This window comes from Paenibacillus shenyangensis, from assembly GCF_000346635.1.
Lineage (GTDB): Bacteria > Bacillota > Bacilli > Paenibacillales > Paenibacillaceae > Saccharibacillus > Saccharibacillus dauci.
On record NZ_AOIG01000006.1, the window covers coordinates 1 to 25,357 of the forward strand.

At 47.1% G+C, this 25,357-nt stretch carries 21 protein-coding genes, 2 tRNA genes, 1 pseudogene and 1 other annotated feature; of the genes and pseudogenes, 3 read left to right on the forward strand and 21 right to left on the reverse strand.

What is annotated here, in order from left to right; all coding sequences use genetic code 11:
• Positions 1–228 precede the first annotated feature (228 nt).
• Entirely contained in the window at positions 229–1,332 is a 1,104-nt protein-coding gene (locus tag H065_RS0104190) for a Gfo/Idh/MocA family protein (RefSeq protein ID WP_017811766.1), read from the reverse strand.
• Positions 1,333–1,357: 25 nt separating this feature from the next.
• Positions 1,358–2,017, reverse strand: coding sequence for a ThuA domain-containing protein (locus H065_RS0104195; RefSeq protein ID WP_017811767.1), 660 nt, complete (start codon positions 2,015–2,017; stop codon positions 1,358–1,360).
• A 250-nt stretch (positions 2,018–2,267) separates the two neighbouring features.
• Here H065_RS0104195 and H065_RS0104200 point away from each other — a divergent pair, with 250 nt between their 5' ends.
• Together H065_RS0104200 and H065_RS0104205 are read left to right on the forward strand one after the other, a co-directional pair.
• The gene (locus tag H065_RS0104200; RefSeq protein ID WP_017811768.1) at positions 2,268–3,113 is read left to right on the forward strand and encodes an AraC family transcriptional regulator; all 846 of its coding nucleotides are present in this window, start codon (positions 2,268–2,270) and stop codon (positions 3,111–3,113) included.
• Positions 3,114–3,311: 198 nt separating this feature from the next.
• Positions 3,312–3,521, forward strand: a complete 210-nt coding sequence (locus tag H065_RS0104205; RefSeq protein ID WP_017811769.1) for a hypothetical protein — start codon at positions 3,312–3,314, stop codon at positions 3,519–3,521.
• A 153-nt stretch (positions 3,522–3,674) separates the two neighbouring features.
• Here H065_RS0104205 and H065_RS25200 read toward each other — a convergent pair whose 3' ends face one another.
• Together H065_RS25200 and H065_RS0104215 are read right to left on the reverse strand one after the other, a co-directional pair.
• Positions 3,675–4,292, reverse strand: a complete 618-nt coding sequence (locus H065_RS25200; RefSeq protein ID WP_017811770.1) for a hypothetical protein — start codon at positions 4,290–4,292, stop codon at positions 3,675–3,677.
• Positions 4,293–4,600: 308 nt separating this feature from the next.
• Positions 4,601–4,686 (reverse strand) — tRNA-Leu (locus tag H065_RS0104215).
• A gap of 396 nt (positions 4,687–5,082) precedes the next feature.
• On the opposite strand from H065_RS0104215, the gene H065_RS25205 reads away from it, so the two are divergent.
• Positions 5,083–5,283 (forward strand): hypothetical protein, encoded by a 201-nt coding sequence (locus tag H065_RS25205; protein WP_017811771.1) that lies wholly within the window; start codon positions 5,083–5,085, stop codon positions 5,281–5,283.
• Between the two features lie 324 nt (positions 5,284–5,607).
• Here H065_RS25205 and H065_RS0104225 read toward each other — a convergent pair.
• The 17 genes and pseudogenes from H065_RS0104225 to pgeF form a co-directional block, all read right to left on the reverse strand.
• Positions 5,608–5,681 (reverse strand) — tRNA-Ile (locus H065_RS0104225).
• 336 nt (positions 5,682–6,017) lie between these two features.
• Positions 6,018–6,659, reverse strand: a complete 642-nt coding sequence (gene pyrE / locus H065_RS0104230) for an orotate phosphoribosyltransferase (RefSeq protein ID WP_017811772.1) — start codon at positions 6,657–6,659, stop codon at positions 6,018–6,020.
• Entirely contained in the window at positions 6,646–7,392 is a 747-nt protein-coding gene (gene pyrF, locus H065_RS0104235; RefSeq protein ID WP_017811773.1) for an orotidine-5'-phosphate decarboxylase, read from the reverse strand. The genes pyrE and pyrF overlap by 14 nt, the downstream gene beginning before the upstream one ends.
• A gap of 123 nt (positions 7,393–7,515) precedes the next feature.
• A complete protein-coding gene (carB, locus tag H065_RS0104240; RefSeq protein WP_017811774.1) occupies positions 7,516–10,812 on the reverse strand; it encodes a carbamoyl-phosphate synthase large subunit in 3,297 nt (1,098 codons plus the stop codon).
• A 2-nt stretch (positions 10,813–10,814) separates the two neighbouring features.
• Complete coding sequence (locus H065_RS0104245) at positions 10,815–11,945, reverse strand: carbamoyl phosphate synthase small subunit (RefSeq protein WP_017811775.1); 1,131 nt, start codon at positions 11,943–11,945, stop codon at positions 10,815–10,817.
• Positions 11,946–12,052: 107 nt separating this feature from the next.
• Positions 12,053–13,375, reverse strand: a complete 1,323-nt coding sequence (gene pyrC / locus H065_RS0104250; RefSeq protein ID WP_017811776.1) for a dihydroorotase — start codon at positions 13,373–13,375, stop codon at positions 12,053–12,055.
• A gap of 139 nt (positions 13,376–13,514) precedes the next feature.
• A complete protein-coding gene (locus H065_RS0104255; protein WP_017811777.1) occupies positions 13,515–14,426 on the reverse strand; it encodes an aspartate carbamoyltransferase catalytic subunit in 912 nt (303 codons plus the stop codon).
• Positions 14,423–14,983, reverse strand: a complete 561-nt coding sequence (gene pyrR, locus H065_RS0104260; protein WP_017811778.1) for a bifunctional pyr operon transcriptional regulator/uracil phosphoribosyltransferase PyrR — start codon at positions 14,981–14,983, stop codon at positions 14,423–14,425. Before pyrR ends, H065_RS0104255 begins: the two co-directional genes overlap by 4 nt.
• Positions 14,984–15,528: 545 nt before the next feature.
• The gene (locus H065_RS0104265) at positions 15,529–16,485 is read right to left on the reverse strand and encodes an RluA family pseudouridine synthase (RefSeq protein ID WP_036629378.1); all 957 of its coding nucleotides are present in this window, start codon (positions 16,483–16,485) and stop codon (positions 15,529–15,531) included.
• An 81-nt stretch (positions 16,486–16,566) separates the two neighbouring features.
• Positions 16,567–17,058 carry a signal peptidase II gene (gene lspA, locus H065_RS0104270; protein WP_017811780.1) on the reverse strand — a complete coding sequence of 164 codons (492 nt, stop codon included), beginning with the start codon at positions 17,056–17,058 and terminating at the stop codon, positions 16,567–16,569.
• A gap of 444 nt (positions 17,059–17,502) precedes the next feature.
• The gene (gene ileS / locus H065_RS0104275; RefSeq protein WP_017811781.1) at positions 17,503–20,598 is read right to left on the reverse strand and encodes an isoleucine--tRNA ligase; all 3,096 of its coding nucleotides are present in this window, start codon (positions 20,596–20,598) and stop codon (positions 17,503–17,505) included.
• 131 nt (positions 20,599–20,729) lie between these two features.
• Positions 20,730–21,094: a binding site (T-box leader), on the reverse strand.
• Positions 21,095–21,332: 238 nt separating this feature from the next.
• Positions 21,333–21,833: pseudogene (locus H065_RS25210) on the reverse strand (DivIVA domain-containing protein); the annotation flags it as partial.
• A gap of 344 nt (positions 21,834–22,177) precedes the next feature.
• Entirely contained in the window at positions 22,178–22,960 is a 783-nt protein-coding gene (locus tag H065_RS0104290) for a YlmH family RNA-binding protein (RefSeq protein ID WP_017811784.1), read from the reverse strand.
• A 113-nt stretch (positions 22,961–23,073) separates the two neighbouring features.
• Positions 23,074–23,343, reverse strand: coding sequence for a YggT family protein (locus H065_RS0104295; protein WP_017811785.1), 270 nt, complete (start codon positions 23,341–23,343; stop codon positions 23,074–23,076).
• Between the two features lie 7 nt (positions 23,344–23,350).
• Entirely contained in the window at positions 23,351–23,800 is a 450-nt protein-coding gene (locus tag H065_RS0104300; RefSeq protein WP_017811786.1) for a cell division protein SepF, read from the reverse strand.
• 2 nt (positions 23,801–23,802) lie between these two features.
• A complete protein-coding gene (locus H065_RS0104305) occupies positions 23,803–24,492 on the reverse strand; it encodes a YggS family pyridoxal phosphate-dependent enzyme (RefSeq protein ID WP_017811787.1) in 690 nt (229 codons plus the stop codon).
• A gap of 8 nt (positions 24,493–24,500) precedes the next feature.
• Positions 24,501–25,346 carry a peptidoglycan editing factor PgeF gene (pgeF, locus tag H065_RS0104310; protein WP_017811788.1) on the reverse strand — a complete coding sequence of 282 codons (846 nt, stop codon included), beginning with the start codon at positions 25,344–25,346 and terminating at the stop codon, positions 24,501–24,503.
• Between the last annotated feature and the right edge of the window lie 11 nt (positions 25,347–25,357).

The window sequence follows — 25,357 nt, forward strand, 5'->3', positions numbered from 1 at the left end:
CATCTTGTAGGGTACAGTTTAATGGGAGACGGTCGCTTTTTGTTAGGCATGGATGGTGAGAATATTATAAAACGCTATTTGAAAATAAATAAGTATGCAATAAAGATCCATATGTTGAATATCATCCACCGTATAACCTCTACCTAATATGCACATAGAGATTAATCCATGTTCTGATGTTATGTTCAGTGTATCCATACCTATGGACTTTGCTGGCAATCAAAAGGCTTAACGCAGATGCCCTTTTACCAGTCCATAAGGTAAAGGCTGCGGTTGCTCGCAGGTAGTTGTCAATTCTACATATCGGCGTGAATCCGCGCTGCTGTGGAAAGCATGCATAATTTCCAGCACATGGTTGGTAATCTGTCCATTGGCACGTGGTGTACCTCCATGTATCAGGCAATCTGCCATATCCGAGATTCCGATGCCACGGCTGTTCTCTTCATACTGGTGTACTGCTGGAATCTCCATAAATTCGCTACCCTGGGCAGGCCGCAGACGAATAGGTCCTCCAAAGGTATTCGGATCAGGCACAAGCAGTGTACCCAGCGTACCATAAATCTCGATATGCGGAAGCGTACTGCTCCATACATCAAAGCTGGTAATCATACTGGCGATTGCACCACTGCGGAACTGGATGGTTCCTGCAATATGTGTAGGTACATCCACATCAATAATCTGGCCGAACAGAGGCTCACTTGTAATCGTCCGCTGCTTGAAAGAAGTTCGGGTCATACCACTGACCAGTTCTGCTGGCCCCAGTAGGGAGACGAGCGCTGTCAGATAATAAGGACCCATATCGTACATCGGACCGCCGCCTTTTTTGTAATAAAATTCCGGCGCAGGGTGCCAGCTCTCATGTCCATGGTTTACCATAAATGCTGTTACTGACAACGGTTCACCGATGAATCCGTCATCGATCAGCTTGCGGCAGGTCTGCAGTCCGGCACCAAGAAAGGTATCTGGTGCTCCGCCCAACAGCAATCCTTTTTCCGCTGCCAGCTTCACCAGTTCACTGCCTTGTTCCGGCGACAGGGAAAGCGGCTTCTCTACATAGACATGTTTGCCGCCTTCCAGTGCCTGACGGCAAATCTGGAAATGATCCTGTGGTGTCGTTAAATTCACAACGATCTGTATCTCTTCACTGGCAATAATCTCGTCTGCTGTCCATGTATGAGATATTCCGTATTTCTCTGCGGCCTCTCTGGCTTTGTCCTGATTCAGATCCGAACAGGCATATACTTCGGTATTTACAAAGGTATGCGTCAGATTCTGCAGATAAATATCGCTGATCGTTCCGCAGCCGATAAGACCGATTTTTACTTTTCCCATAAATAATTAGCCTCCTTTTATCAATTTAGCGTGCTGCCCATAATAATCCGCGCTTCATCAGTTCTTTGGCTTCGGGAATATCAAAAATATTGGCCTGGTGACCAAGGGAGTTATAATACACTTTGCCTTCACCCCAGCGCTTCGTATAGACCACCGGCATGCGAATTTCTCCATTGGCGGAGTGAGGACCATCGCTGATTACAAAAGTAGTGGTAGCGAGTACATGTACAGTCGGATCGACGTGCAGATAGTACTGCTCCGATTTGACGGTAAAGTCGGGAATACCCTCTATTAAGGGGCTGTCTGCTGATTTGACCATCCGTACCTGATACTCCACTCCATCATTAAATGGATGGGCTACCCACTGCGATCCGGTCATAAATTGCCAATCTACACTATTACGGAACGAATCGCACATACCGCCATGACAGCCTGCCAGACCTACACCGGAAGCAACTGCGCGCAGTACGGGCTGCAGCTGTTCGTCGCTAATCTCGCCCATCGTCCATACTGGTACGATCAAATCAAGCTGCTTCAATCTCTCTTCGTCCAGAAATGCGTCCAATGTATCGGCAATTTCTACTTCAAAGTCTTCAGCTCTCAGCCATTCTGCGAATAATTCGGATACTTCGACCGGCTGATGTCCATCCCAGCCACCTCTGACGATCAATGCCTGTTTTGTCATATCTACTGATTCTCCTATGTGTGATCCTGTACAGATCTTATTTTTGTAACGCTTACATACTATGTATTGTAAGGAAAAGGCTGAGGCTCTGCGCGTCATTTTTGTTGTATTGATGGACAATTTTTGCTACTATTCATTTAATTTGGTACGAACCTTGATTATCTGAAAATACGATCAATTCTGCCAAATCAGGATCGAATACAAAGTCTTTTGTTTCGTAACAATCTACAATTCCATTTGAGGTGAGAATATGCGTGCTTTTCACGAGAATCGCTTATACTTCTATGAGAGTGGATTTCCGTTTCAGGCCATGCAGATCCGGAATATCAATTTTCTGGCACATTGGCATCATGATCTTGAATTTATGTATGTCTATGAAGGATCTGTGCGGATGGGAATTAACTCGGAGACTCGCGTATTGCATCAAGGGGAAATCGCATTATGCGGCAGTGGAGATATTCATTATTATGATAGCACCGGTCTGGAATCGACAATTCTGCTGATTATCTTCAATCCAAGGCTGATAGGCAGTCCGGCTGGCTGGCCGCAGGAACGCCAGCTTCGCTCCAGCTTTGTGACCAGGAACGGATCGGAAGCATCGCAGAATGAATCCTTTTTGCAGCAGGCGGGTCCGATTATCCGGTCTCTCGATGCGGAAGTACAGGAGCATGCACCACAGTATGAATTGATTATTACCGGTCTGCTGCATCAATTGAGCGGTCTGGCGCTTCGTTATCTGTCTACAGATGATCCTGGTGTTCGCAGACACCATTCTCGTACGCTCGCTCATCTCAAGGTCATGCAGGAGCTGCTGGAGCATCTTGAACAGCATTGCACCGAACCATGCACTTTGCAGGATGGCGCCGATTATGCCGGAATGAGCGTTTTTCATTTTTCCCGTTTTTTCAAAACAGTTACCGGTGTAGGATATAATACATATATCAATGAACTGCGGATTCGTCATGCCGAGCAGCTGATCCTGGAGTCAGACCGCAAACTGATTGATATTGCACTGGAATCGGGATTCGGTAATGTACGCACATTTAACCGGGTATTTCGTCAGCTTCGTGGACGTACTCCTTCCGATCTACGCTAAAATATAAAAGTTATTCTCTGAGTGAGGACGATCCTCGTAGTCGCGCCATTGTGATCAGCGAAACAGTTTGGTACTATATTAGACAGCAGGCTTACAAATAAGCTATTCCGATTCGCCTATCGGTCCGGGATCGGTATCTTCTATCCTGCCTTGTTATGATGATTTTATTTTGTCTGTGTACGGAGGTGCATAACGCCCATGAACGAAAGCACGGAACGCAAATTGACGACCAATGCCCATTTCTTTGCAGCTGCACTGTTCCAAGCCAAGGTATATGCCTGGCAGCCTGGATTCAGTGTAGAGCACGGTATCATCGAGCGAATTACCGAGGATTACATAATGTTGAAGAACGAAGATGGGGATGTAACCTTCTATTCACGCAAAGATACGGTATTTGTGCATAAATAAGACCGCAGTCCCTTCGTTGGGACGCGGTCTTTTTTTAGAATTTCTATTATGAATTTTTCATGTATTGAAATTTTAATTTTAAAAATGATGATTATTTTAGATAGTGTTTTGAGATACTTTTTGGCTGTTACATTTGCTTCTTATCTATTTCTTTTATTTTCCATTTGCTAACTTGAACGTACCTTTGGCATATTCACCAAGATCATAATTTTTGACCGTCAATTTTACTGTGGTAGCATCTGTCCAGGCAGGGACATCTTTATCGTTGCCATAATAGGATTTGGCCGTTTTGATTAGTTCAGAAGCTTTGGCACTAACTGCCTGATTGGAGATACTGTATACGCCATCTCCTTCATAGACCAGTGCCATCATCGGCTGATTTTCCAAATCGATTGTAATGGCTTCTACATCACCACTATTATTTGCCGTAAAATAGATTTTATCAATTACAAAATCATTCGTAACTACAGCATCTTCAAGGTTATGGGACATATAACTGAGCAGTGCGATTTTCTTCAGCTTGGCCTGCTCCGAATCCGATTTTTTCACTTTGGCTGTTAGGGTTTCCGTCTTGGTATGCAGTGATTCGTTGTCCTTCTGTACCGTAGACAGCTGGTTTTTCAGATTCATGTTCCACACGACCAGAGCGATACAACCGAGCAGTGCAATAGCAGCAAGAATAGTAGCGATGAGCGCGAGTTTATTGGATGATGATGAACTACCTCCAGATGAAACATTTCCCTGATTTGAATGATTGTTGATATTTTGCATGCCTTACACTCCTTAACGATAGATTGCGTACTCTTCTATATCTGTAAAAGGCTCTCTTTTTATTACTTTAGCTGCTGAGTGGTTATTTTTTATAATTTCAGTATCTTTATAAATTGAATATAAATGCAGGCAGCAGGTGATCTACGCAGTCACAAGTCACAAGTCACAAAGTCACAAAGTCACAAAGTCACAAAGTCACAAAGTCACAAATGTAGTGTATCGAAAAAGTATGGTGTAGAACAAAAAATTTATAACACAAAAAAGCTCTTTCTCCTTAAAATCAAGAAGAAAGAGCTTTTTTTGTAGTATGCCGAGGACGGGGGTCGAACCCGTACGGTAGTCACCTACCGCAGGATTTTAAGTCCTGTGCGTCTGCCAATTCCGCCACCCCGGCAAGTTATCAATTCATGTGCTGGATCACTCAGGTGTATGAATACTTATCATTAATTGCTATGTAGTACATCATCTCATGATATGAACCTGTGCGTTTCAGTCACCAACATATAATATAACAATTTGAACGTTCTGTAAAGCATATTTTTTCAAGATACTTTTAAAGTCTCTGTATTCCCTCATCCTTCTTTATATTTTCCTGTATTTCTCCAAGCCTTCTGTTATTGTTTTTAGGGCTGGTACACTCAACAAAATGATTCAGTCTATGCTGCAATGGTTTATTTCGATAACATAGATTTCTTTTTAGTCCTTGCTTAAAAATATGCGAGACGGCTAAATTCTGATTCTTTTTTACTTTCTTTCCTACCCATAGATGATACAGAAAGGATGAATAATAATGAACAAACCAGATGAATATAAAGACTCTCATAAAGAACGCGGTGCAGGTGTCGATCCTATCCCTGATCCCGATCCGAATAACGATCGCTCCGCCCAGGATCTGCTGGAGGAAGCTGTCGGTGAAGCTGTAAACAAGGTACGTGAAGACTTTACGGATAAAGATGATGAGACCGATAAAGACAAACCTTCCCGTATATAATCTATACAATCGTCAGCAGTACTCGTGACGGTATAGGTTCTGACCTTTATCTATCGATATCGTACTCGGTCCAATAACGTATACTACAGAAATTTATATTTAATGCGTCCTGCATACTTTTTAATTCTTCGTGAATGAAATTGGAGGAAAGGCCGCTGAATTTGAGGAGGTGGCTGATCCATGAAATTCGTGTTGATTATCGTTGTTATTGTCTTGCTCATTATATTGTTACGAAGACGCGGTAGACGTTAAATTTATATTTGCATAAAAAAAGGACAATCCCTGATGTCATAATCTGACAGTGGATTGTCCTTTTTCTCATTATGGGCCCAGAGGGACTCGAACCCCCGACCAACCGGTTATGAGCCGGTAGCTCTAACCAACTGAGCTATAGGCCCCTATGACCAAAAAGAGCGTTCTCTTCTGGTTCATCAAGTAAACAGCGACTTAATTAATATAACGCATCTCATTTACCGCTGTCAATATTTTTTCACAACAGCTTGTAGTTCCAAGTCATGGGCTCTCTTCTGCTATTGATTCGTTGTCATAGGTAGCCGATTCATCTTGTCCCTTGTACTGAAATGTATACATAAATAATACGCCAGCTCAAGGGGATATATCGCTCTATATCACTCTCGGCTGGCGTTCTTAATATTGCATATTGTTTTATCATACAGCATCATTCTGCCGCATTATCTTATAGGCTGCTTTGCTTTTAGAGATACACGATACTGTTATTTACCAAATGCAGCCGGGTCTTCTCTCCAGGAATGCAGCAGTTCCAGATCGTCCGGCTGTATTTTACCCATTTTCACGGCTTGATCGATTAGAGCTGTATAGTTAGACAACGTTTGCAGCGGAAGATTTGCATCTGCAAAAGCTTGTACCGCTTTGTCCAACTGATAGCTGAAAATAGCCAGCACAGCCAGTGGATCGGCTCCAACCTCTCGGACGGCTTCGGCTGCCTTGATTGAGCTGCCTCCGGTCGAGATCAGATCTTCGATGACGATTACTTTCTGCCCTTCTTTGATCAGTCCTTCGATCTGGTTCTGCTTGCCGTGTCCTTTGGCTTTATCACGAATATAAGCCATTGGCAGATCCAGCTTCTGAGCCACCCAGGCAGCGTGAGGAATACCGGCTGTCGCCGTTCCGGCAATGACTTCGGTATCCGGATACTGTTCACGAATAATCATGGCGAATCCATCAGCAATCTGATCGCGGATATACGGATAGGACATAGTTAACCGATTGTCGCAATAGATGGGCGACTTGATACCGGATGTCCAGGTAAAAGGCTCCTGCGGACGCAATGCGACCGCTTCAATCTGCAGCAGGGCTGCGGCAATATGAGCTGGAATCTCTTCAATCGTTAACATGTTGACTCATCTCCTCTATAATTTGTTCAGCTGCTGCTCTCGGGTCTGCTGCTCCGGTAATCGGACGACCTACAACCAGATAATCATTACCTGCTGCTATTGCCTGTCCAGGTGTCATAATCCGTGTCTGGTCACCGACCTCACTGCCGGCAGGACGAACCCCAGGGGTTACTGTGACAAAGGAAGATCCGCAGATCTGCTTGATTGCCGGCCCTTCCAGCGGTGAAGAAACGACGCCATCCAGTCCACTTTCGCGAGCCATTTGTGCATAATGTACGACAGTATCTTCCACTTTGCCGGCAATGCCAATCTCCCTGTTCATTACTTCTTGTGATGTACTCGTCAACTGGGTAACTGCAATCAGTAAAGGACGCTGCAGGGTGGAATCCTCGCTCAGTGCCTGCTCCATACCCGCTACGGCTGCTGTCATCATCTGACGTCCTCCAGCCGCATGAACATTGAACATATCCACGCCAAGACGGGTAATACTGTGGGCACCGCCTTTTACAGTATTAGGAATATCATGCATTTTCAGATCCAAAAAGACCGAGTAACCTCGAGATTTCAGATCATGGACAAAGTCAGGACCTGCCGTATAAAACAGCTGCATCCCTACTTTGATATAACAGGGGATGCCTTCCAGCCGGGTAATCAGCTGTCTTGCTTCGTCTGCATTCGGATAATCCAGTGCGACGATCAACCGCCGGGCTGCCGTATGTAGAGCTTGATTCATCCTTACACTCCCTTTTATCCTGCTTCTTTTACTATATCCAAATTGGTTTATCGATACCAATATGCGCACACAAATGACGGCGGACGCAAGTAAGGTCCGCCGCATATGTGATTAATCATCTTATTAGCTAAGAATCGTTTCTTGATCTTCCAGTTGACCGACAACTGCCTGAATATCCAGACTTTCCTTATCTTGCTGCTTTTCCTTGCTCAGGGAAGGCATCGCGTAGGAAGAGAAGTTGATAGTATCCAGCATGGTCAGCAGTGCTTCGACTGTATCGAGAGAAGTCATACATACTACTCCGTTCTCTACCGCTTCACGGCGGATACGGAATCCGTCACGCTCTGGCGTTTTGCCTTTGGTCAGTGTGTTCACAACGAAGTTGGCTTGTCCGCTGCGGATCAGATCCAGGATGTTTGGCGTACCTTCGGACAGCTTGTTAACTACCGTCACCGGAATATTGGCTGCTTTGAGTGCATCTGCTGTACCGCCGGTAGCGATAATTTTGTAACCAAGACGGTAGAAGCCTTTGAGCAGGCGAACCGCTTCATCTTTGTCCTTGTCCGCTACTGTAGCAATCAGTGCACCGGTGGATGGTATTTTCATACCGGCACCGATTAGACCTTTGTACAGTGCTTTGGCATACAGCAGGTCGCGTCCCATGACTTCACCGGTAGATTTCATTTCCGGTCCGAGTGTTGGTTCTACGCGGCGCAGCTTGGCAAAGGAGAATACTGGTACTTTGACCGATACATGGTCACTCTCCGGCCACATTCCTTCTTCATAACCCAGATCTGCCAACTTGCGGCCCAGAATTGCCTGTGTCGCTACATTCGCCATCGGGATATTGGTCACTTTACTCAGGAATGGCACAGTACGGGATGAACGCGGGTTAACTTCGATCACGTACACTTCATTGTTGAAAATAACGAACTGGATATTAACCAGACCGACCGTTTTCAGTTCCTTGGCAATACGAATCGTGATGCTGACGATTTTTTCCTTGAGCTCTGCGGACAGATGCTGCGGTGGATAGACGGCGATCGAGTCACCGGAGTGAACACCTGCACGCTCTACATGCTCCATGATTCCTGGTACGACTACTGTATCGCCGTCACAGATCGCGTCGACTTCGACTTCCTTGCCGAGCATATAACGGTCGATTAGTACCGGATGTTCCGGGTTGATCTTAACTGCTTCTACCATATAACGCAGCAGTTCTTCATCCGAGTAGACAATCTCCATCGCGCGTCCGCCAAGTACGTAAGATGGACGCACCAGTACCGGATAGCCGAGCTTCTGTGCTGTCTCAACCGCTTCATCTACAGACAGTACGGTGCTGCCTTGCGGCTGGGCAATATTCAGACGGGACAGCAGAGCTTCGAATTTTTTGCGATTCTCCGCTTCATCGATACTTTCAAGGCTGGTACCCAGAATTTTGACACCGGCTTGCTGCAGAGGCGCAGCCAGGTTAATCGCTGTCTGGCCACCGAACTGTACGATAACACCTATCGGCTGTTCTTGTTCGATGACATTCATAACATCCTCGAAGAATAATGGTTCAAAGTACAGTCGATCCGATGTATTAAAGTCGGTCGATACGGTCTCCGGATTGTTGTTGATAATTACTGCTTCATAACCCGCTTCCTGAATCGCCCATACGGCATGCACTGTGGAGTAATCGAATTCGATACCCTGCCCGATACGAATCGGTCCGGAACCAAGAACGACGATTTTCTCTTTGGTTGCCTGGGTAACTTCATTTTCGGTCTCAAAGGTAGAGTAGTAATATGGTGTTGTCGCTTCGAACTCGGCAGCACAGGTATCTACCATTTTGAAGACAGGCATCATGCCATTTTGCTTGCGATAAGCACGGATCTCATGTTCATTGCTGAACTTGTCTTCCGGCTTGTTCTGACGGCGCAGTTCAGCAATCGAACGGTCAGTGAAACCAAGGCGTTTTGCTGTATACAGAGTCTCGTCAGTCAGCTCGTCTTCCATTGTAATGACAGATTCATAAGCGACGATCCGTTCGATTTTGTCGAGGAACCACCAGTCGATATTCGTCAGTTCCTGGATCTGATCCAGACTGTAACCACGGCGGAATGCTTCGGCGACGAGGAACAGACGCTCATCATCCGCCTTGGTCAGGCGTTCATCCAGCTTGCTGTCTTCGATCTCGTCAGCACCTGCCAGATGCAGGCGATGCACACCGATTTCCAGTGAACGCACAGCTTTGTGAATCGCTTCTTCAAAGGTACGGCCAATTGCCATTACTTCGCCGGTCGCTTTCATCTGGGTACCCAGTTTGCGGTTGGCACCTGTGAACTTGTCGAACGGCCAGCGAGGAATTTTGGCTACAATATAATCCAGTGTCGGCTCGAAGCAAGCATATGTCTGACCCGTAACCGGGTTCATGATCTCATCCAGTGTATATCCAAGCGCAATTTTCGCTGCCATTTTGGCGATCGGATACCCTGTCGCTTTGGAAGCAAGCGCAGATGAACGGCTAACCCGCGGATTCACTTCGATGACGTAGTATTGATAGCTTTGCGGGTCGAGAGCGAATTGTACGTTACAGCCACCCTCGATATTCAGAGCACGGATAATCTTCAGCGATGCAGAGCGCAGCATTTGATATTCACGGTCAGAGAGCGTCTGGCTCGGTGCAACGACGATACTGTCACCGGTATGTACACCAACCGGGTCAAAGTTCTCCATATTACATACTACGATACAGTTGTCGTTCGCATCGCGCATAACCTCGTACTCGACTTCTTTCATACCGGCGATGCTTTTCTCTACCAGACATTGTCCGATCGGACTGTAGCGAAGACCCGCTGCTACGGTCTCGCGCAGTTCTTCTTCGTCTATGCAGATACCGCCGCCTGTACCGCCCAATGTATACGCTGGACGCACAATGATCGGATATCCAATCTCATTCGCAAAAACGATGGATTCTTCCAGGGTAGTAACGATTGTGCTATCCGGAACCGGTTGATCCAGTTCACGCATCAGGTCGCGGAACAAATCACGATCTTCCGCTTTTTCGATCGAATTCAACTGGGTACCGAGCAGTTTTACATTTTCACTTTCTAGGACGCCTGCACGTGCCAGTTCGACTGCCATATTCAGACCCGTCTGTCCGCCAAGTGTAGGCAGCAGTCCATCCGGACGCTCCTGACGAATGATCTGGGTTACGAATTCGAGCGTAATCGGCTCGATATATACTTTATCCGCCATATTGGTATCGGTCATAATGGTCGCCGGGTTGCTGTTAATCAGTACAACCTCTACACCTTCTTCTTTGAGTGCCTGACAGGCCTGTGTGCCTGCATAGTCAAATTCGGCAGCTTGGCCAATAACGATTGGACCGGAACCTATAACGAGGATCTTTTTGAGTTCTTTATTTATCGGCATACTTAGCGAGCTCCTTTCACAGCGGCCATCATCTCAGCCTGACGTGTTTTCTTGGGGTTTTGCTGCTTATGTTCACGGATCATTTCCAGGAACCGATCGAACAGATAACTGTTGTCAAATGGACCTGGTGCTGCTTCCGGGTGATATTGTACCGAGAATGCCGGGTATTTGCTGTGTTTGAGTCCTTCAATCGTCTTGTCATTATTATTGATATGAGTCACTTCCAGATCCGTTCCCTGAATCGACTCTTCCTTGACGGTATAACCGTGGTTCTGTGAAGTGATGTAGCAGCGGCCTGTGCTCAGATCCTTGACCGGATGGTTACCGCCGCGATGTCCGAATTTCAGCTTCTCGGTATCAGCGCCGCAGGCAAGTGCGAATAACTGATGACCCAGACAGATGCCGAAGATCGGATATTCACCCAGCAGTTCGGCAATAACGCCAGCAGCTGCCATCACATCTTTTGGATCCCCAGGGCCGTTGGACAGCTGGATACCGTCAGGATGCAGGCGGCGAATCTGCTCTGCTGTAGTATCCTGAGGAACAACAACCACATCGCATCCACGCTGTGTCAGTTCGCGCATAATACCGCTTTTCGCGCCATAGTCGATTAGTACAATCCGTTCCTTGGCACCCGGACTGCTGTAGATATGGCGAGTCGATGTCTGGCTAACCTGATCGATCGACGAGCTGGTCGCCTGCAGACGCTCCATCAATTCTTCCGGAGACAGAGCAGCTGTCGTCAGAATCCCGCGCATCGTACCCTGGTGACGAATACGACGGGTCAGCATCCGTGTATCGATATCGCTGATGCCGATGATTCCATATTCCCGCAGCAGTTCATCAATCGTGTACTGGGCACGCCAATTGCTGGGAACAGGCTCATGCCGGCGGACGACGAATCCATTAATAAACGGGCGTACAGATTCAAAGTCATCACGGTTGATGCCGTAATTCCCGATCAGCGGATAGGTCATGGTAACGATTTGTCCGCAATAAGAAGGATCGGATAGTACCTCCTGATAACCGGTAATCCCTGTGTTGAATACAACCTCGCCTGTCGTTTCACCTTCCGCTCCAAAGCTCCGGCCGGTAAATAATGTGCCGTCTTCCAATAACAATTTTGCCTGCATTTCCGATTCACTCCTCTGTCATTCTCGAAAGTTATTATTAACGGGTATACAGTTCATATCACCCGTTCTGTATGCTCTATGAATAATTATATCACATTATAGTATATTTATGCACTAGGAGTTATAACTTCTTGTGACCATACGACTTGACCGTCTACAATCGTCATCGTTGGCCATCCTTGCAGCTTCCATCCTGTAAATGGTGTATTTTTTCCTTTGGAAGCAAAATCTGCCGGATCTACTGCCCGCTCTTCTTCCAGATCAATCAGTGTCAAATCAGCCGGTGCATTCTTTTCCAGACGTCCACTTTCCAGGCGGAATACTCTTGCAGGATCTGCTGTCATGCGTTGTACCAGCATTTCCAGTGACCAGCGTCCGGTTTTGACAAACTGGGTATAGAGAAGCGGGAACGCTGTCTCGAATCCGGTAATACCAAATGGTGCCAGTTCCATGCCTTTCGCTTTTTCCTCGGCACTGTGCGGTGCATGGTCGGTCACGATCATATCCAGTGTACCGTCTTCCAGAGCAGCGATGCAGGCTTCCACGTCACGCGGCGAGCGCAGCGGCGGATTCATTTTCCAGTTGGCATCCAGACCCGGGATATCTTCGCTTGAGAGGATCAGGTGATGCGGACACACCTCTGCAGTGACGTTGATACCGATCGATTTAGCCATACGAATCAGCCGAATCGATTGCTCGGTACTGACATGGCAGACATGATAATGAACGCCGGTTGCTTCCGCAAGCAGAATATCGCGGCCGACGTGAATGGCTTCCGATTCATTAGGGATCCCTTTGAGGCCGTGTTTACGGGCAAATTCGCTTTCGGCTACGGCTGCACCGACTACCAGGGAATCATCTTCACAGTGAGCGATAACCGGCATATCCATCGAAGCTGCCAGAGCCATTGCATCCTTCATCATCTGGGCATTTTGCACACCTACACCATCGTCGGTGAATCCGATCGCACCTGCCTGCTTCAGTGCTGCAAAATCGGTCAGTTCGCGGCCGAGTTCATTATACGTAATCGCTGCATACGGCAGTACTTTGACTCCGTTAGCCTGTGCTGCTTTGTCCAGTACAAGCTGCACTACTTCCGGCTTATCTGTGACCGGCTTGGTATTTGGCATACATGCGATTGTCGTGAATCCGCCTTTAGCCGCAGCTTGTGTTCCTGTAGCTATTGTTTCTTTATGTTCAAAGCCGGGTTCGCGCAGATGCACATGCATATCGATCAATCCCGGTGTCAGCAGCTTACCCGATGCATCAATCTGTGTAATTTGCTTGTCTTCAGCAGTAACCAGAATCTCGTCAATCGAAGTTGTACCCGGGAAGATGGCTTTGATTTTGCCGGATTCTACCCATACATGAGTGCTTTCCAATTGGCCTTGTCCGTTCAGTACATTCGCATTTTTTATGAAAAGTGTCATTATTACCCTCCGAAATTTGGCGGTCTCCCTCTCTGATCTGTCAGATGGAATCGCTCGTTTATTTTCGGTATCCGCTCCTGCCAGCATATTTCCTGCAGAAGCGGATACCTGATTGATTCAGTCCACCGTACTGCAGGCTTTAATTACGCAGCGCGCGTTCGATAACAGACATGCGAACCGGTACGCCATTTTGCATTTGGGTAAAGATTTTGGATTGTGCACTTTCGACCAGTGCGTCATCGATTTCAACATTACGGTTGACCGGAGCCGGGTGCATAATGATTGCATGTTTTTTCATTTTGCCAGCACGTTCTTCGGTTAGTCCATATTGCAGCCGGTAATCTTCGGCTGACTTCAGCATTCCTGTGGCATGACGTTCTAGCTGTACACGCAGCATCATGACTACATCGGCCTGCAGAGCTTCTTCCATGCTGATATAGCGAGCATCCGGCAGATCATCTGCCTTCATGTTATCCGGTGCGCAGAAGCTTACTTTGGCACCCAGAGCGTTCAGTGCCCAGTAGTTGGAGCGGGCCACGCGGCTGTGCAGAATGTCACCAACAATGGCTACATGCAGACCTTTTACTTCGCCAAAATGACTGCGCATCGTATACAAATCAAGCAGCGCCTGTGTCGGGTGCTCGTTGTTACCATCCCCGGCGTTAATGAGCGGCACACCTACTTTGGCAGCCAGCTCCTGCAGTACACCAGCAGGCTTGAGGCGGATAATGCCTGCGTCAATGCCCATGCTCTCCAGTGTACGTACAGTATCATAGATCGACTCGCCCTTTTCCACACTGGAAGCGGCGGCCGTAAAATTCAGTACTTCGGCACCCAGACGCTTCTCTGCCATTTCAAAAGAAAAGCGGGTACGCGTGCTATTCTCGAAAAACATATTCGCGACGAATTTGGATTGCAGGACCGATACCTGCTTCTCTGTATGGGCATCCCAGTAGGCTGCCCGATCCAGGATCGACGTCAGTTCATTAGCACTCATGCCTTTGAGACCGAGAAGACTGCGTTGATTCAGTGTAGGTGCTGCCATGATCATACAGTCACCTCCCGGTTCTGCATAATATTGACCTGATCGCTACCGTCTACTTCGCTCAGGCGAACTTCGATTTCTTCCAGTTTGGAAGTCGGTACGTTTTTGCCGATATAGTCAGGACGGATCGGGAGTTCCCGGTGTCCGCGATCAGCCAGTACAGCCAGCTGAATCTGCTCTGGTCTGCCGCAGTCCATCAGTGCATCCATCGCTGCACGAATGGTTCTGCCGGTGTAGAGTACATCATCGAACAGTATCACTTTTTTGCCGCTGATATTCAGATTCTCCGGAGTCAGCATTGTGCGACCTGTTAATTCTGCCTGCTCTTGCTTGCGGTCATCCCGGTAGCCTGTAATATCCAGCTCGCCGTAAGGAACAGTAGCACCTTCAATTTCCTGAATTCGTTCTGCCATACGTCTTGCCAGATAGACACCGCGGGTACGAATGCCTACGATAATACAATCTTCAATCCCTTTATTTTTCTCCAGAATCTCGTGTGCTATACGGGTCAGAGCACGGCGAATCGCCGTCTCGTCCATGATAATGTGTGTATCCATCGTCATGATTAATATCCTCCTCAGGTTTATGCTTCGTACACCTAAGGCCCCGTGGTTAACATTCGACTGCTGTACTGATCTCGAGTCCAACCTTTTACCGTATGAGTACAGGGTATAAAAAAGACTCCCTGCCCCAAAACGGCAAGGAGTCTCGAGTCATCGACCGCAGTCATGACTGTCATACTCAGACGCACTGCAACATCACCGCTCCATCAGAGGGTGTACTTACAGTGAACATCATTCACGTTACCTTGCCAGTCTCACGGGACTGAATTAAAGGTGCTTATTCATCTGCATTGAATTATGACAGAAAGGTGAAGTCATGTCAACCTTAACATTTATCATCATGCGTAAGGTACGGATACTCTTTGCTTTCTGAAGGTTAATCCCAACGGTTTATAGATATTTATATTTTTTACTATGCCAGATATTATTGTGATCTAATATCATACATAAATAAAAAAAGTCTGTCTTCCTGAACGGAAAGACAGACTTAATTGATATGTTATTTCGTATTTGATCCATACAATCTTACTGGATGAATAACCAACTTAGCGATTACGTAGTGCGTGCAGTTCCTGTTCCATGTCGTCTGGAATAGGCGCTTCAAATTCCATATATTCCCCTGTCGTTGGATGTTCGAATCCAAGGATCGCTGCATGCAGTGCCTGTCCTTTGACAAAGGAAGCCTTGGCACGAACACGTCCATACATCGGATCACCCACCAATGGATGCTCAATAAACTTCATATGCACACGAATCTGGTGCGTCCGTCCAGTCTCCAGACGCAGCTCGGCTACCGTGAAGTCACCAAAACGCTCGGTTACCGCGAAATGGGTCACTGCGCGCTTGCCGTTGCGATCGGTTACCGTGAACATTTTACGGTTCTGTGAAGCACGGCCAATCGGCGCATCAATAGTTCCGTGATCATGCTCGATATTGCCATGTACGAGCGCAATATATTTACGTGTAACGGTATGATTCTTCAGTTGGGCAGATAGGGAAGCATGGGCTTTGTCATTTTTGGCAGCCATCAGCAGTCCACTAGTGTCCTTATCGATCCGATGTACAATGCCTGGACGCAGCTCGCCATTAATCCCGGACAGATCCGTACAATGATGCATTAGCGCATTCACCAGCGTACCTGAAGAATGCCCTGCTGCCGGATGTACAACCATTCCGCGTACTTTGTTCACAACAATTACATCCGCATCTTCGTATACAATATTCAATGGAATATTTTCCGGCTCAATCTCTACCGCCGACAGATCCGGTACACGTACAGTGACCTGTTCGCCTTCTACCAGTTTGCGATTGGCTTTGACAGGCTGCTCATTCACGGTTACGTGACCGCCACTGATCCACTGCTGTACCTGGGACCGGGAAATGCCTTCCGGCAGACGATCTGCAATATATTTATCGATACGAGCTTTGGCTTCATCCGCAGCAACTGTCCATTCCAACAGTTCTGCACCTGCTTCTTCGCCGTCTTCCAGCATCTCGTCCAGCTCTGCCGTAACTTCCAGCGTATCCATCTCTTCTACCGTTTCCAGACCATCGGTCTGATTATGCTTATCCTGCTTGCTCACTTATACATTCTCCTCTTCCTGATTAACAGGCTGTTTCTTCTCACGGATCATATCCAGCAGTGCGTCCAAAATAATAAGCGCCACACCGACAACAATACAGGAATCCGCTACATTAAAGATCGGGAAGGTGTAACTTCCAAAGTTAAACTGAAAGAAATCAACTACTTCACCCATACGTGCACGATCTATAAAATTGCCGACCGCTCCGCCAAGCACAAGCGACAATGCCAAAGGCAGCAGCTTATCCGGACGTGATTTCACTTTTTGGATATACCATACAATTGCAACCACTACAACAATAGTAATAACGATAAAAAACCAGCGCTGATTTTGCAAAATACCAAAGGCAGCACCCTGATTACGATGTGATGTAATCAGGAAAAAGTCACCGATTACCGGAATTTGTTCTCTTAGCTCCATTCGTGTGGCCACAAAGTGCTTGCTGATCTGGTCGATAATAATAGCCACGAGCGCAATTACATAATAGATCACGTTCATCCTCCACCCTGTTTGTTCAATCCCTGTGCCGGCGGCAGCGGATATTAACTATCATTTTGTCCGTTTGCATCATGAACACAGCTTTTCCTATTGTAGCATAGGGAGAAATGATGCGTCTATTGATCGACTGCAGATCGGTTCTATGTATAATATGTTTTACGCTTTTATGTATGTTTCTAATAATCACACTAGCAGACTTCGATTTTATGTTTCTTTTACTTATGTTTAGCAGTTATATTTATTTCATATTCAATTATATGATCTGTATGCATTTGTATGTATAGTTATAAAAATCCCCCCTCAAGTTCAATAGGTATGCTATCCGCTAATAGCGCACCCATTTTTTATGAGGAGGTTTTTTTTAGTTATAGTGCCTATTACTTGCAATACTAATCTATTACTATATAACGTTTATTGCATTTTAATGATCATCATTTATCAGGAAATATGAATACCTGCTTTTTGACCAACCAGTTCTACTTGCTCCATGTTTGCCACTTCACCAAATGTTACATCGGTTACGAGTACATTCTCACGCAGTACATGGTCAAACGCTTCGATTGCCCCACGCAGTTCATCATTCACATTCAGCGTCAGATGAACATATTTCTCGATCGGCAGGTCGAGCTTTTTGCGGTAATCCTGGACGGTACGCACGACTTCACGAACCCAGCCTTCCTGTTCCAGTTCAGGCGTGATATCCGTGTTCAGTGCAACGGTCAGACCATAACCGGATGCAGAAGCAAAGCCGGATTTGGCTTTTTTCTCTACCAGCAGTTCTTCGCTGGTGACGTGCAGTTCTTCGCCTTCCGGAGAAGTAATATTTAGTACACCGGCTGCGACTACTTTGCGAGTCTCTTCTGCAGACATTTCCTTGAAGAAATTCTGCAGGAAGCCTACATTTTTACCGTATTTTTTACCTGCTACTTTCAGGTTCAGCTTGAAGCTGAAGTCAACAAAACCTGCATCATCATGTTCGGTACGGATACCTTTGACGTTGATCTCGTCTTTGATGATGTCTTCATACGAAGCCAGATCAAAGTCTTTGTCCAGCGACACGATCAGCTCGGACAGCGGCTGACGGTTTTTGATACCGGTCTCGTTACGTACGTTACGTGCCAGCTCGACAATACGGCGTGCGGTCTCCATATCGCGCTCCAGCTCCAGATCAACGAGGGATTCGTTAACAACCGGATAGTCTTCCATATGCACGCTCTCGCCACTGCTCAGGTTAAGATAGATGTCTTCAGCCAGCATTGGTGTAAATGGAGCCACCAGCTTGGCAGTGGTCAGCAGTACTTCAGTCAGTGTGCGGTATGCATCCAGCTTGTCTGCAGTCAATCCGCTGCCCCAGAAACGGTCACGGGAACGACGGATATACCAGTTGCTCAGCTCATCTACAAAGCCTTCGATCGCTTTGGAAGAATTCAGGTAATCATTTACGGCAAGTGCTTTTTCCACCTGAACGATTAGGCTGTTCAGACGGGATACAATCCAGCGATCCAGCTTGTGTGCTGATGGTTGGAACGGATGCTCTGCCGGATCAAATCCATCGATCGTCGCATACAGCGTCAGGAACGCATGGGTATTCACGAGTGTATCGATCATTTTGGATTTGGCTTCGCCGACGATGCCTTTGGAGAAGCGTTTGCTGTTCCATGGTGCACTATCGGACAGCAGCGCCCAACGGAATGCATCGGTACCATACTCTTCGATGACTTCCCAAGGATCGATAACATTACCTTTGGACTTGGACATTTTCTGTCCGTTCTCATCAAGTACGTGTCCGGTTGCCATAACAGCTTTGTATGGCGCTTTGCCGGTCATCAGAGTCGATACCGCCAGCAGACTGTAGAACCAGCCACGCGTCTGGTCGATACCTTCACAGATCATATCGGCCGGATACTGCTGCTCGAAGGTCTCCATATTTTCAAAAGGATAATGCTGTTGGGCAAACGGCATAGATCCGCTGTCGAACCATACATCGATGACTTCCGGTGTACGTTTCATTTCGTACTTGCCACAGGAGCTGCGAACTTTGATATCATCCACATATGGCTTATGCAGTTCCAGGTTCTCTGGTACATCACCGATCGCACGCTCACGCAGTTCGGCGATACTGTGCGGTGCAAACTGCTCACCGGTCTCCTCGCATACCCATACGTTCAGCGGCGTACCCCAATAACGGTCACGACTGATATTCCAGTCGACCAGATCCTCCAGGAATTTCCCGAAACGACCTTCACGTACGTGTCCTGGATACCAGTTCACTTCGTTGTTGTTGGCGATCAGCTGATCCTTGATCGCTGTCGTCTGGATAAACCAGCTGTCCATCGCATAGTACAGCAGCGGTGTATCACAGCGCCAGCAGAATGGATAGCTGTGCTCGTATCTTTCTTTGCTGAACAGTCGTCCGTGTTCGGACAGGTAGCGGATGATATCCACATCGCAGTCTTTAACAAAACGTCCGGCAAAGTCAGTCACCGCATCCACGAATTTACCTTCCAGGTCGACCATATTCACGAAAGTAATACCGTTCTCGCGGCAGACACGATAGTCATCTTCACCATGAGCCGGCGCCATATGAACGATACCTGTACCACTGGCATCGGTAACAAATCCTGCACCTAGGATGATATTCGCTTTTTCCGCTTTGATATAGTTAAACGGAGGATCGTACGTTTTGCCTACCAGATCAGAACCTGGCATGGTGCTCAGTACTTCATAATCGCCTTTGCTATCTTTCATTACTTCTTCGACAAGGTTCTTCGCCATGATGTATACTTCGCCATTCTGGCTAACACGTGCATATTCCATATCAGGATTAACTGCCAGTGCTACGTGGGAAGGCAATGTCCATGGAGTGGTTGTCCAGGCTACCACATATTCGCCGCTGTCATCCAGCTTGAACTTGGCAGTTGCACTGAGATCCTTGACGTCTTTGTACCCTTGCGCTACTTCATGAGAACTCAGTGTCGTCTGACAGGAAGGACAGTAAGGACTTACACGGTGTCCGCGGTACATTAGTCCTTTGTCATGAATGGTAGCCAGGTTATTCCATACGCTCTCGATGTAGTTGTTATCGAGTGTGATGTATGGATTGTCCATATCGGTCCAGTAGCCGATGGCTTCGGTCAGATCACGCCACTGTTGTTCATATTCGAACACACTGGCTTTACATTCATTAATAAATTTCTCGACGCCATAATCTTCGATTTCCCATTTGTGGGAAATGCCCAGCTTTTTCTGTACGCCCAGTTCTACTGGCAGACCGTGAGTATCCCAGCCCGCTTTACGTACAACACGATATCCTTTCATCGTGTTATAACGACCGATAAAGTCTTTAATAACGCGGCCAAGTACATGCCCGATATGCGGCTTGCCGTTTGCAGTTGGCGGTCCTTCATAAAATACAAAGTTCGGCTTGCCCTCACGGCTCTCGATGGAGCGCTGGAAAGTACGCTCGCTGTTCCATTTGTTCAGGATACGCAGGTCGCGTGCCCGTGCTTTTTCTTTGATATCCACTTTTTGCATGTCCATTTCATCCTTTCGGTCTGTCTCATTTTGCTGCGATCTTCGGTCTGGTTATCTACTTGACTGCTTATCTCGTGTATATTTCTTCACTGTAATCAGTCTGTTCCAGAACATAAAAAAGCCCCGTCCCAAAAAGGGACGAGGCTGCTCGCGTTACCACCCTTGTTCCATTTGATCTGCCTGCTTTTGAGGCTGAAAATCACCTGCTCGCTTCTTGTACCCTTTTGCCGACATCAGCACATGAATGAACTGAACAATCCGCAAAAATGCACGTTCGGCTGCAGAATGAATCTCCACAGATAAAATGACACTTGTACCCGCACTATACTATGCGGTGCCCTGTTAACGACAGGCACTCCGGCTTGGCTTACTGCAATTACGGTTCAGCCGCGCTTCTCCGGGGAGATTTTCCATAGCGCATTGTTCATTGGCTTGCACCTTCCGCCAACTCTCTGGGAACAATGACAGCCTGTACTGGCCCCATCACTGAATTTATAAGTTATATCGATTATTTCACTGTCTCCGATTGTCTGATAATTACTCAGAACAGTCAGCTGTATCCAATAGCTAATCCAGACACAGGTATAAAATATTTATAGCGCTTCAGGCTGAAAATGTCAACCTGATCTTTGGCATCATTAGTACACATCGCCGGAAGAACGGGATTCTTCCGCTTCGCGATCTTCCAAGCGCTCACGTTCACGATTCCACTGTTCGCGTTCACGCTCATTACGCTCCTGGCGCTCACTGCTGGTGCGTTCCAGTTCGCGGGTCTGATTCTCCAGTGCGTCCCAACCGTCCTGGCTAAGCAGTTCCAGCTGCGCTTCAACCAATGTACGGAAACGGGTACGGTAAATGGAAGCCTGCTTTTTGAGTTCTTCCACTTCCATCGAGACCTTGCGTGCCTTGGACAGAGACTCATTGATAATCCGGTCCGCATTTTTTTCGGATTCCTTGATGATCAACTGAGCTTCTTTTTTGGCATTGTTCTTTACCTCATCTGCTGCTTCCTGGGCAACAATGATTGTTTTGCTGAGTGTCTCTTCCAGATTGGCGAAATGATCCAGACGCTCCTGTACAGCCAGCAGCTGGTTTTGCAGGTCTTTATTATCGCGGATCATTCCCTCATAATCCTTGATCACCTGATCCAGGAACTCATTCACTTCGTCTTCGTCATAACCACGCAGCCGACGCGAGAATTCCTTATTATGTATATCCAGCGGGGTTAATGGCATAATAGACACCTCCTATAATATTCAGGCCGCTTAAATTGCCTCATTACTGTTATCATACTGTATTTCAGCAAAGTTGAATATACTCTTATGCCGAAAGACTGCATGTTAGCATCTATTGGCTGATACCGCCTGCTTTTTAATCCCGCTTTACGTTTTATTCACACCGGAAATAACAGCCGGGTACAAAAAAACCGACCGGTATATGATGATACGGTCCGTTTTTTTGTTGACCCTTCTGCCTGCTTATCCATCTCTGGACTGCATAGTGATGTTATCTCTCTGCAATCAGCATGAGAATGTTATCCACCGATACGGTAAAACGTAAAAGAAAGACCTACTGTTTATCACACAAATTTGCCGATTTTGACTCGGTATCTTCCTTTTTTGGTTACGCCATCCAGTTCAAGCACCTTGAAGCGGCCCATTCCCTGCACAGAGACCATGTCCCCTTCTTTGAGAGGATGGGAAGGATCTTCTTCGGGCTTCCAATTCACCCGGCAGCGCCCGGCTTTGATAGGCACCAGAATCTTGCTGCGGCTCAGTCGGTAGACATCGCTGGCGATGCCATCCAGCCGCATGGAAGCCACTGTCAGTTCCATTGTCTGGATATCCGGCACAGCTGCCCGTAATGCACTTGCTGGCAGCAGTTCGGTCATCACATGCAGCCGGTGCACCTGAGTCAGATGCAGATGCAGGTACGAAGCAATCTCGGAAGCCACGACAGTATGGCAGCCATCCTCCAGCACATGGATATCTCCTACTTTGCCGCGCTTGATACCGAGGCCCAGAATAGAACCCATATAATCGCCATGTTCCAGTTCGGTAAACTTCTGACCTTCCGGCGTAATGGATAACACTTCTATCTGCATGTCTTCCGATTCCAGATCCAGATAGTCCGGACCAACCAATGCCCGTTTGCGCTCTGCATGCGGTGAGCCGCCTTCCAGGCGCAGCTGAACATCCGGTTCTCTGGCAATCAGCGTAGACAGAATATAGGCCTGTCTCGGATCGAGAAAATCGGTCAGTTTCTGCTCATGATAACGGGCTGCGTTATGAACCCACTCCGCAGCCCGCTCTACAAACTCCCGCTCATCCGGATGAAAATGATGTTGAATATTACTATGCATGAGTGGTTACTACCTTTCGTGGAGTGATTTTGCGATCTCTCCTGTACTGTAGACACATATCCTCGCCTAGCTGCTGCAAGACGAACAAACGGTATTCAGAACTTGTCTCCTGCTTAATAAAACAGGCTGATCAACAAATACTGCAAGCCGCTAAAAGCCAATCTCAATACGAACAACGCCACGATCGGCGAAATATCCAGTACCCCGCCGATTGGTGGAATGAAACGGCGAAACGGTGCCAAATAAGGCTCCACTAGTCGTGCCAGCAGCTGTCCAAATGAACTCTCGCGTGCGCTTGGCAACCAAGACAGCAGGATATAAATAATAAGCATATACGTATAAATTTGGTACAGATAGTATAATACCGTAAGAAGCGTATCCAAAGTCTTATCACCTCATCTTGTTATAATCAAAATCTTCACCAAGTATCTCCGCGATTGTGCCCTCAATCTCTACCGTATCCGGTGTGCACAGGAAAATGTTACCGCCGATCTTGGAAATGCTGCCGCCCAGTGCATAGACTGTTCCGCTCATAAAATCAATAATACGCAGCGCCTGATCCGTACGAACACGCTGCAGATTAACAATAACCGAACGGTGCGAACGCAGATGATCTGCAATATCCTGCGCCTCATCATAACTGCGCGGCTCATTCAAAATGACTTTCACATTTTTTTGTGAATGAATACTAACGACATTATTCGCTCTACTGTTCTTACGTAGATCGGACGGAGAAGTTTCACGGGGCTCATCATCTTCCTCAATAATTTGCTCGCGTTCTACAATTTCCTCTTCTTCCTGAAGTCCCAAAAAATTCATAAAGCGATTCATTACACCCATCGTTAATCCTCCTCTTTACCCACCAGGATGGAGCCGAGGCGTACAAAAGTCGCCCCCTCCTCAATTGCTATCTCAAAGTCGCCCGACATTCCCATCGACAAATGCTGTATCGGCTGTTCCGTCAGCTTCAGTTCATTTAAGCGATCTCTTAGTTCACGAAGTCCGCGGAATACAGGACGTGTCTGTTCCGCATCCTCTACTTCGGGTGCCATTGTCATCAGCCCCACCACATTCAGATGTGGCATCTGCTGCAAAGACTCCAAAAAAGCAGGAGCTTCTTCCGCTGCAAGTCCATACTTGGACTCTTCTCCGGAAATATTGACCTGTACGAATACATTGACACGGATATCCAGTTCGGCTGCCTTTTTTTCCAGTTCTTTGGCGAGCGACAGGCGATCCAGAGAATGAATATATTGAAATTTGCCAATAACGTCTTTGACTTTGTTGGTCTGTAAATGACCGATAAAATGCCATACACCACGATCATGCAGTGCTTCCCATTTTGCCTGGGCGTTCTGCCAACGGTTTTCTCCCAAATGCATCAGTCCTGCATCCAGTACATCTGCTGTTTTTGCCAGCGATACATACTTGGTCACAGCGACAATCTGAACCTCGTCGGCATGAAGATTATTTCGCTCACAGACCGCCTGAATACGCTCCTGTACATGAGCAATACGTTCCTGTAGTCCCAATCTGTAGTTCACTCCATTTCTATGCCAACCCAGCTAGCCATACGTCCTGTACGTCCTCCATCTGCACGATAGGAGAAGAACAAATCATTGTTCTCGTACGTACACCAACTACTCATTTCGATATGCTGAGGCTGTATTCCTGCAAAAATCATAATTTCACGGTTTAATTGTTTGAGGTCGAGCCAGGTTTTGCCCGGCTTGCCCGGTCTCGCGTATGTAAGCTGCTGACCATTACCCTCAAGCTTTGCTGTCCAAACATCTACGGCATCCATAACTTTGTGATCCACTTCATAATGATCACTGCCAATAGAAGGTCCGATGGCTGTATGAATATCTTCTGTACGACTTCCATACTGCCCTGTCATCGTTCGGATCATCTCTCCGGCAATATCGGCTACTGTGCCTTTCCAGCCGGCGTGCGCCAGGCCTACGACCTTATTTACCGGGTCTATAAAATATAATGGCACACAATCCGCATAAAAGGAAGTGAGTAATACCCCCGGTACGTTGGTGACCAGCCCATCTGTATTCTGAAATGCGCTTTCCCGATCTGCCCAGCCTTTGCCTGCATGTTCAGCAGTAACGATTTCAATGTGATTACTGTGTACCTGTTCTCCACATACCCAGTTCTCCTGATAAAATCCCAGAGTGTCACAGAGCATTTTACGATTCTCCAGTACGTCCCCGGCATGATCTTCTACATGATAAGCCAGATTAAAAGAATCATAGGGTGCCTTGCTGACTCCACCCTTTCTTCCAGTAAATCCTGCAGTCAATCCGCTGCTATATGCTGAACAGTCCAGCTTAAACAGCTCTGGTCTGTTGTTTTCCATGGTATGAATAAACGGTTCCATATGCGTACCTC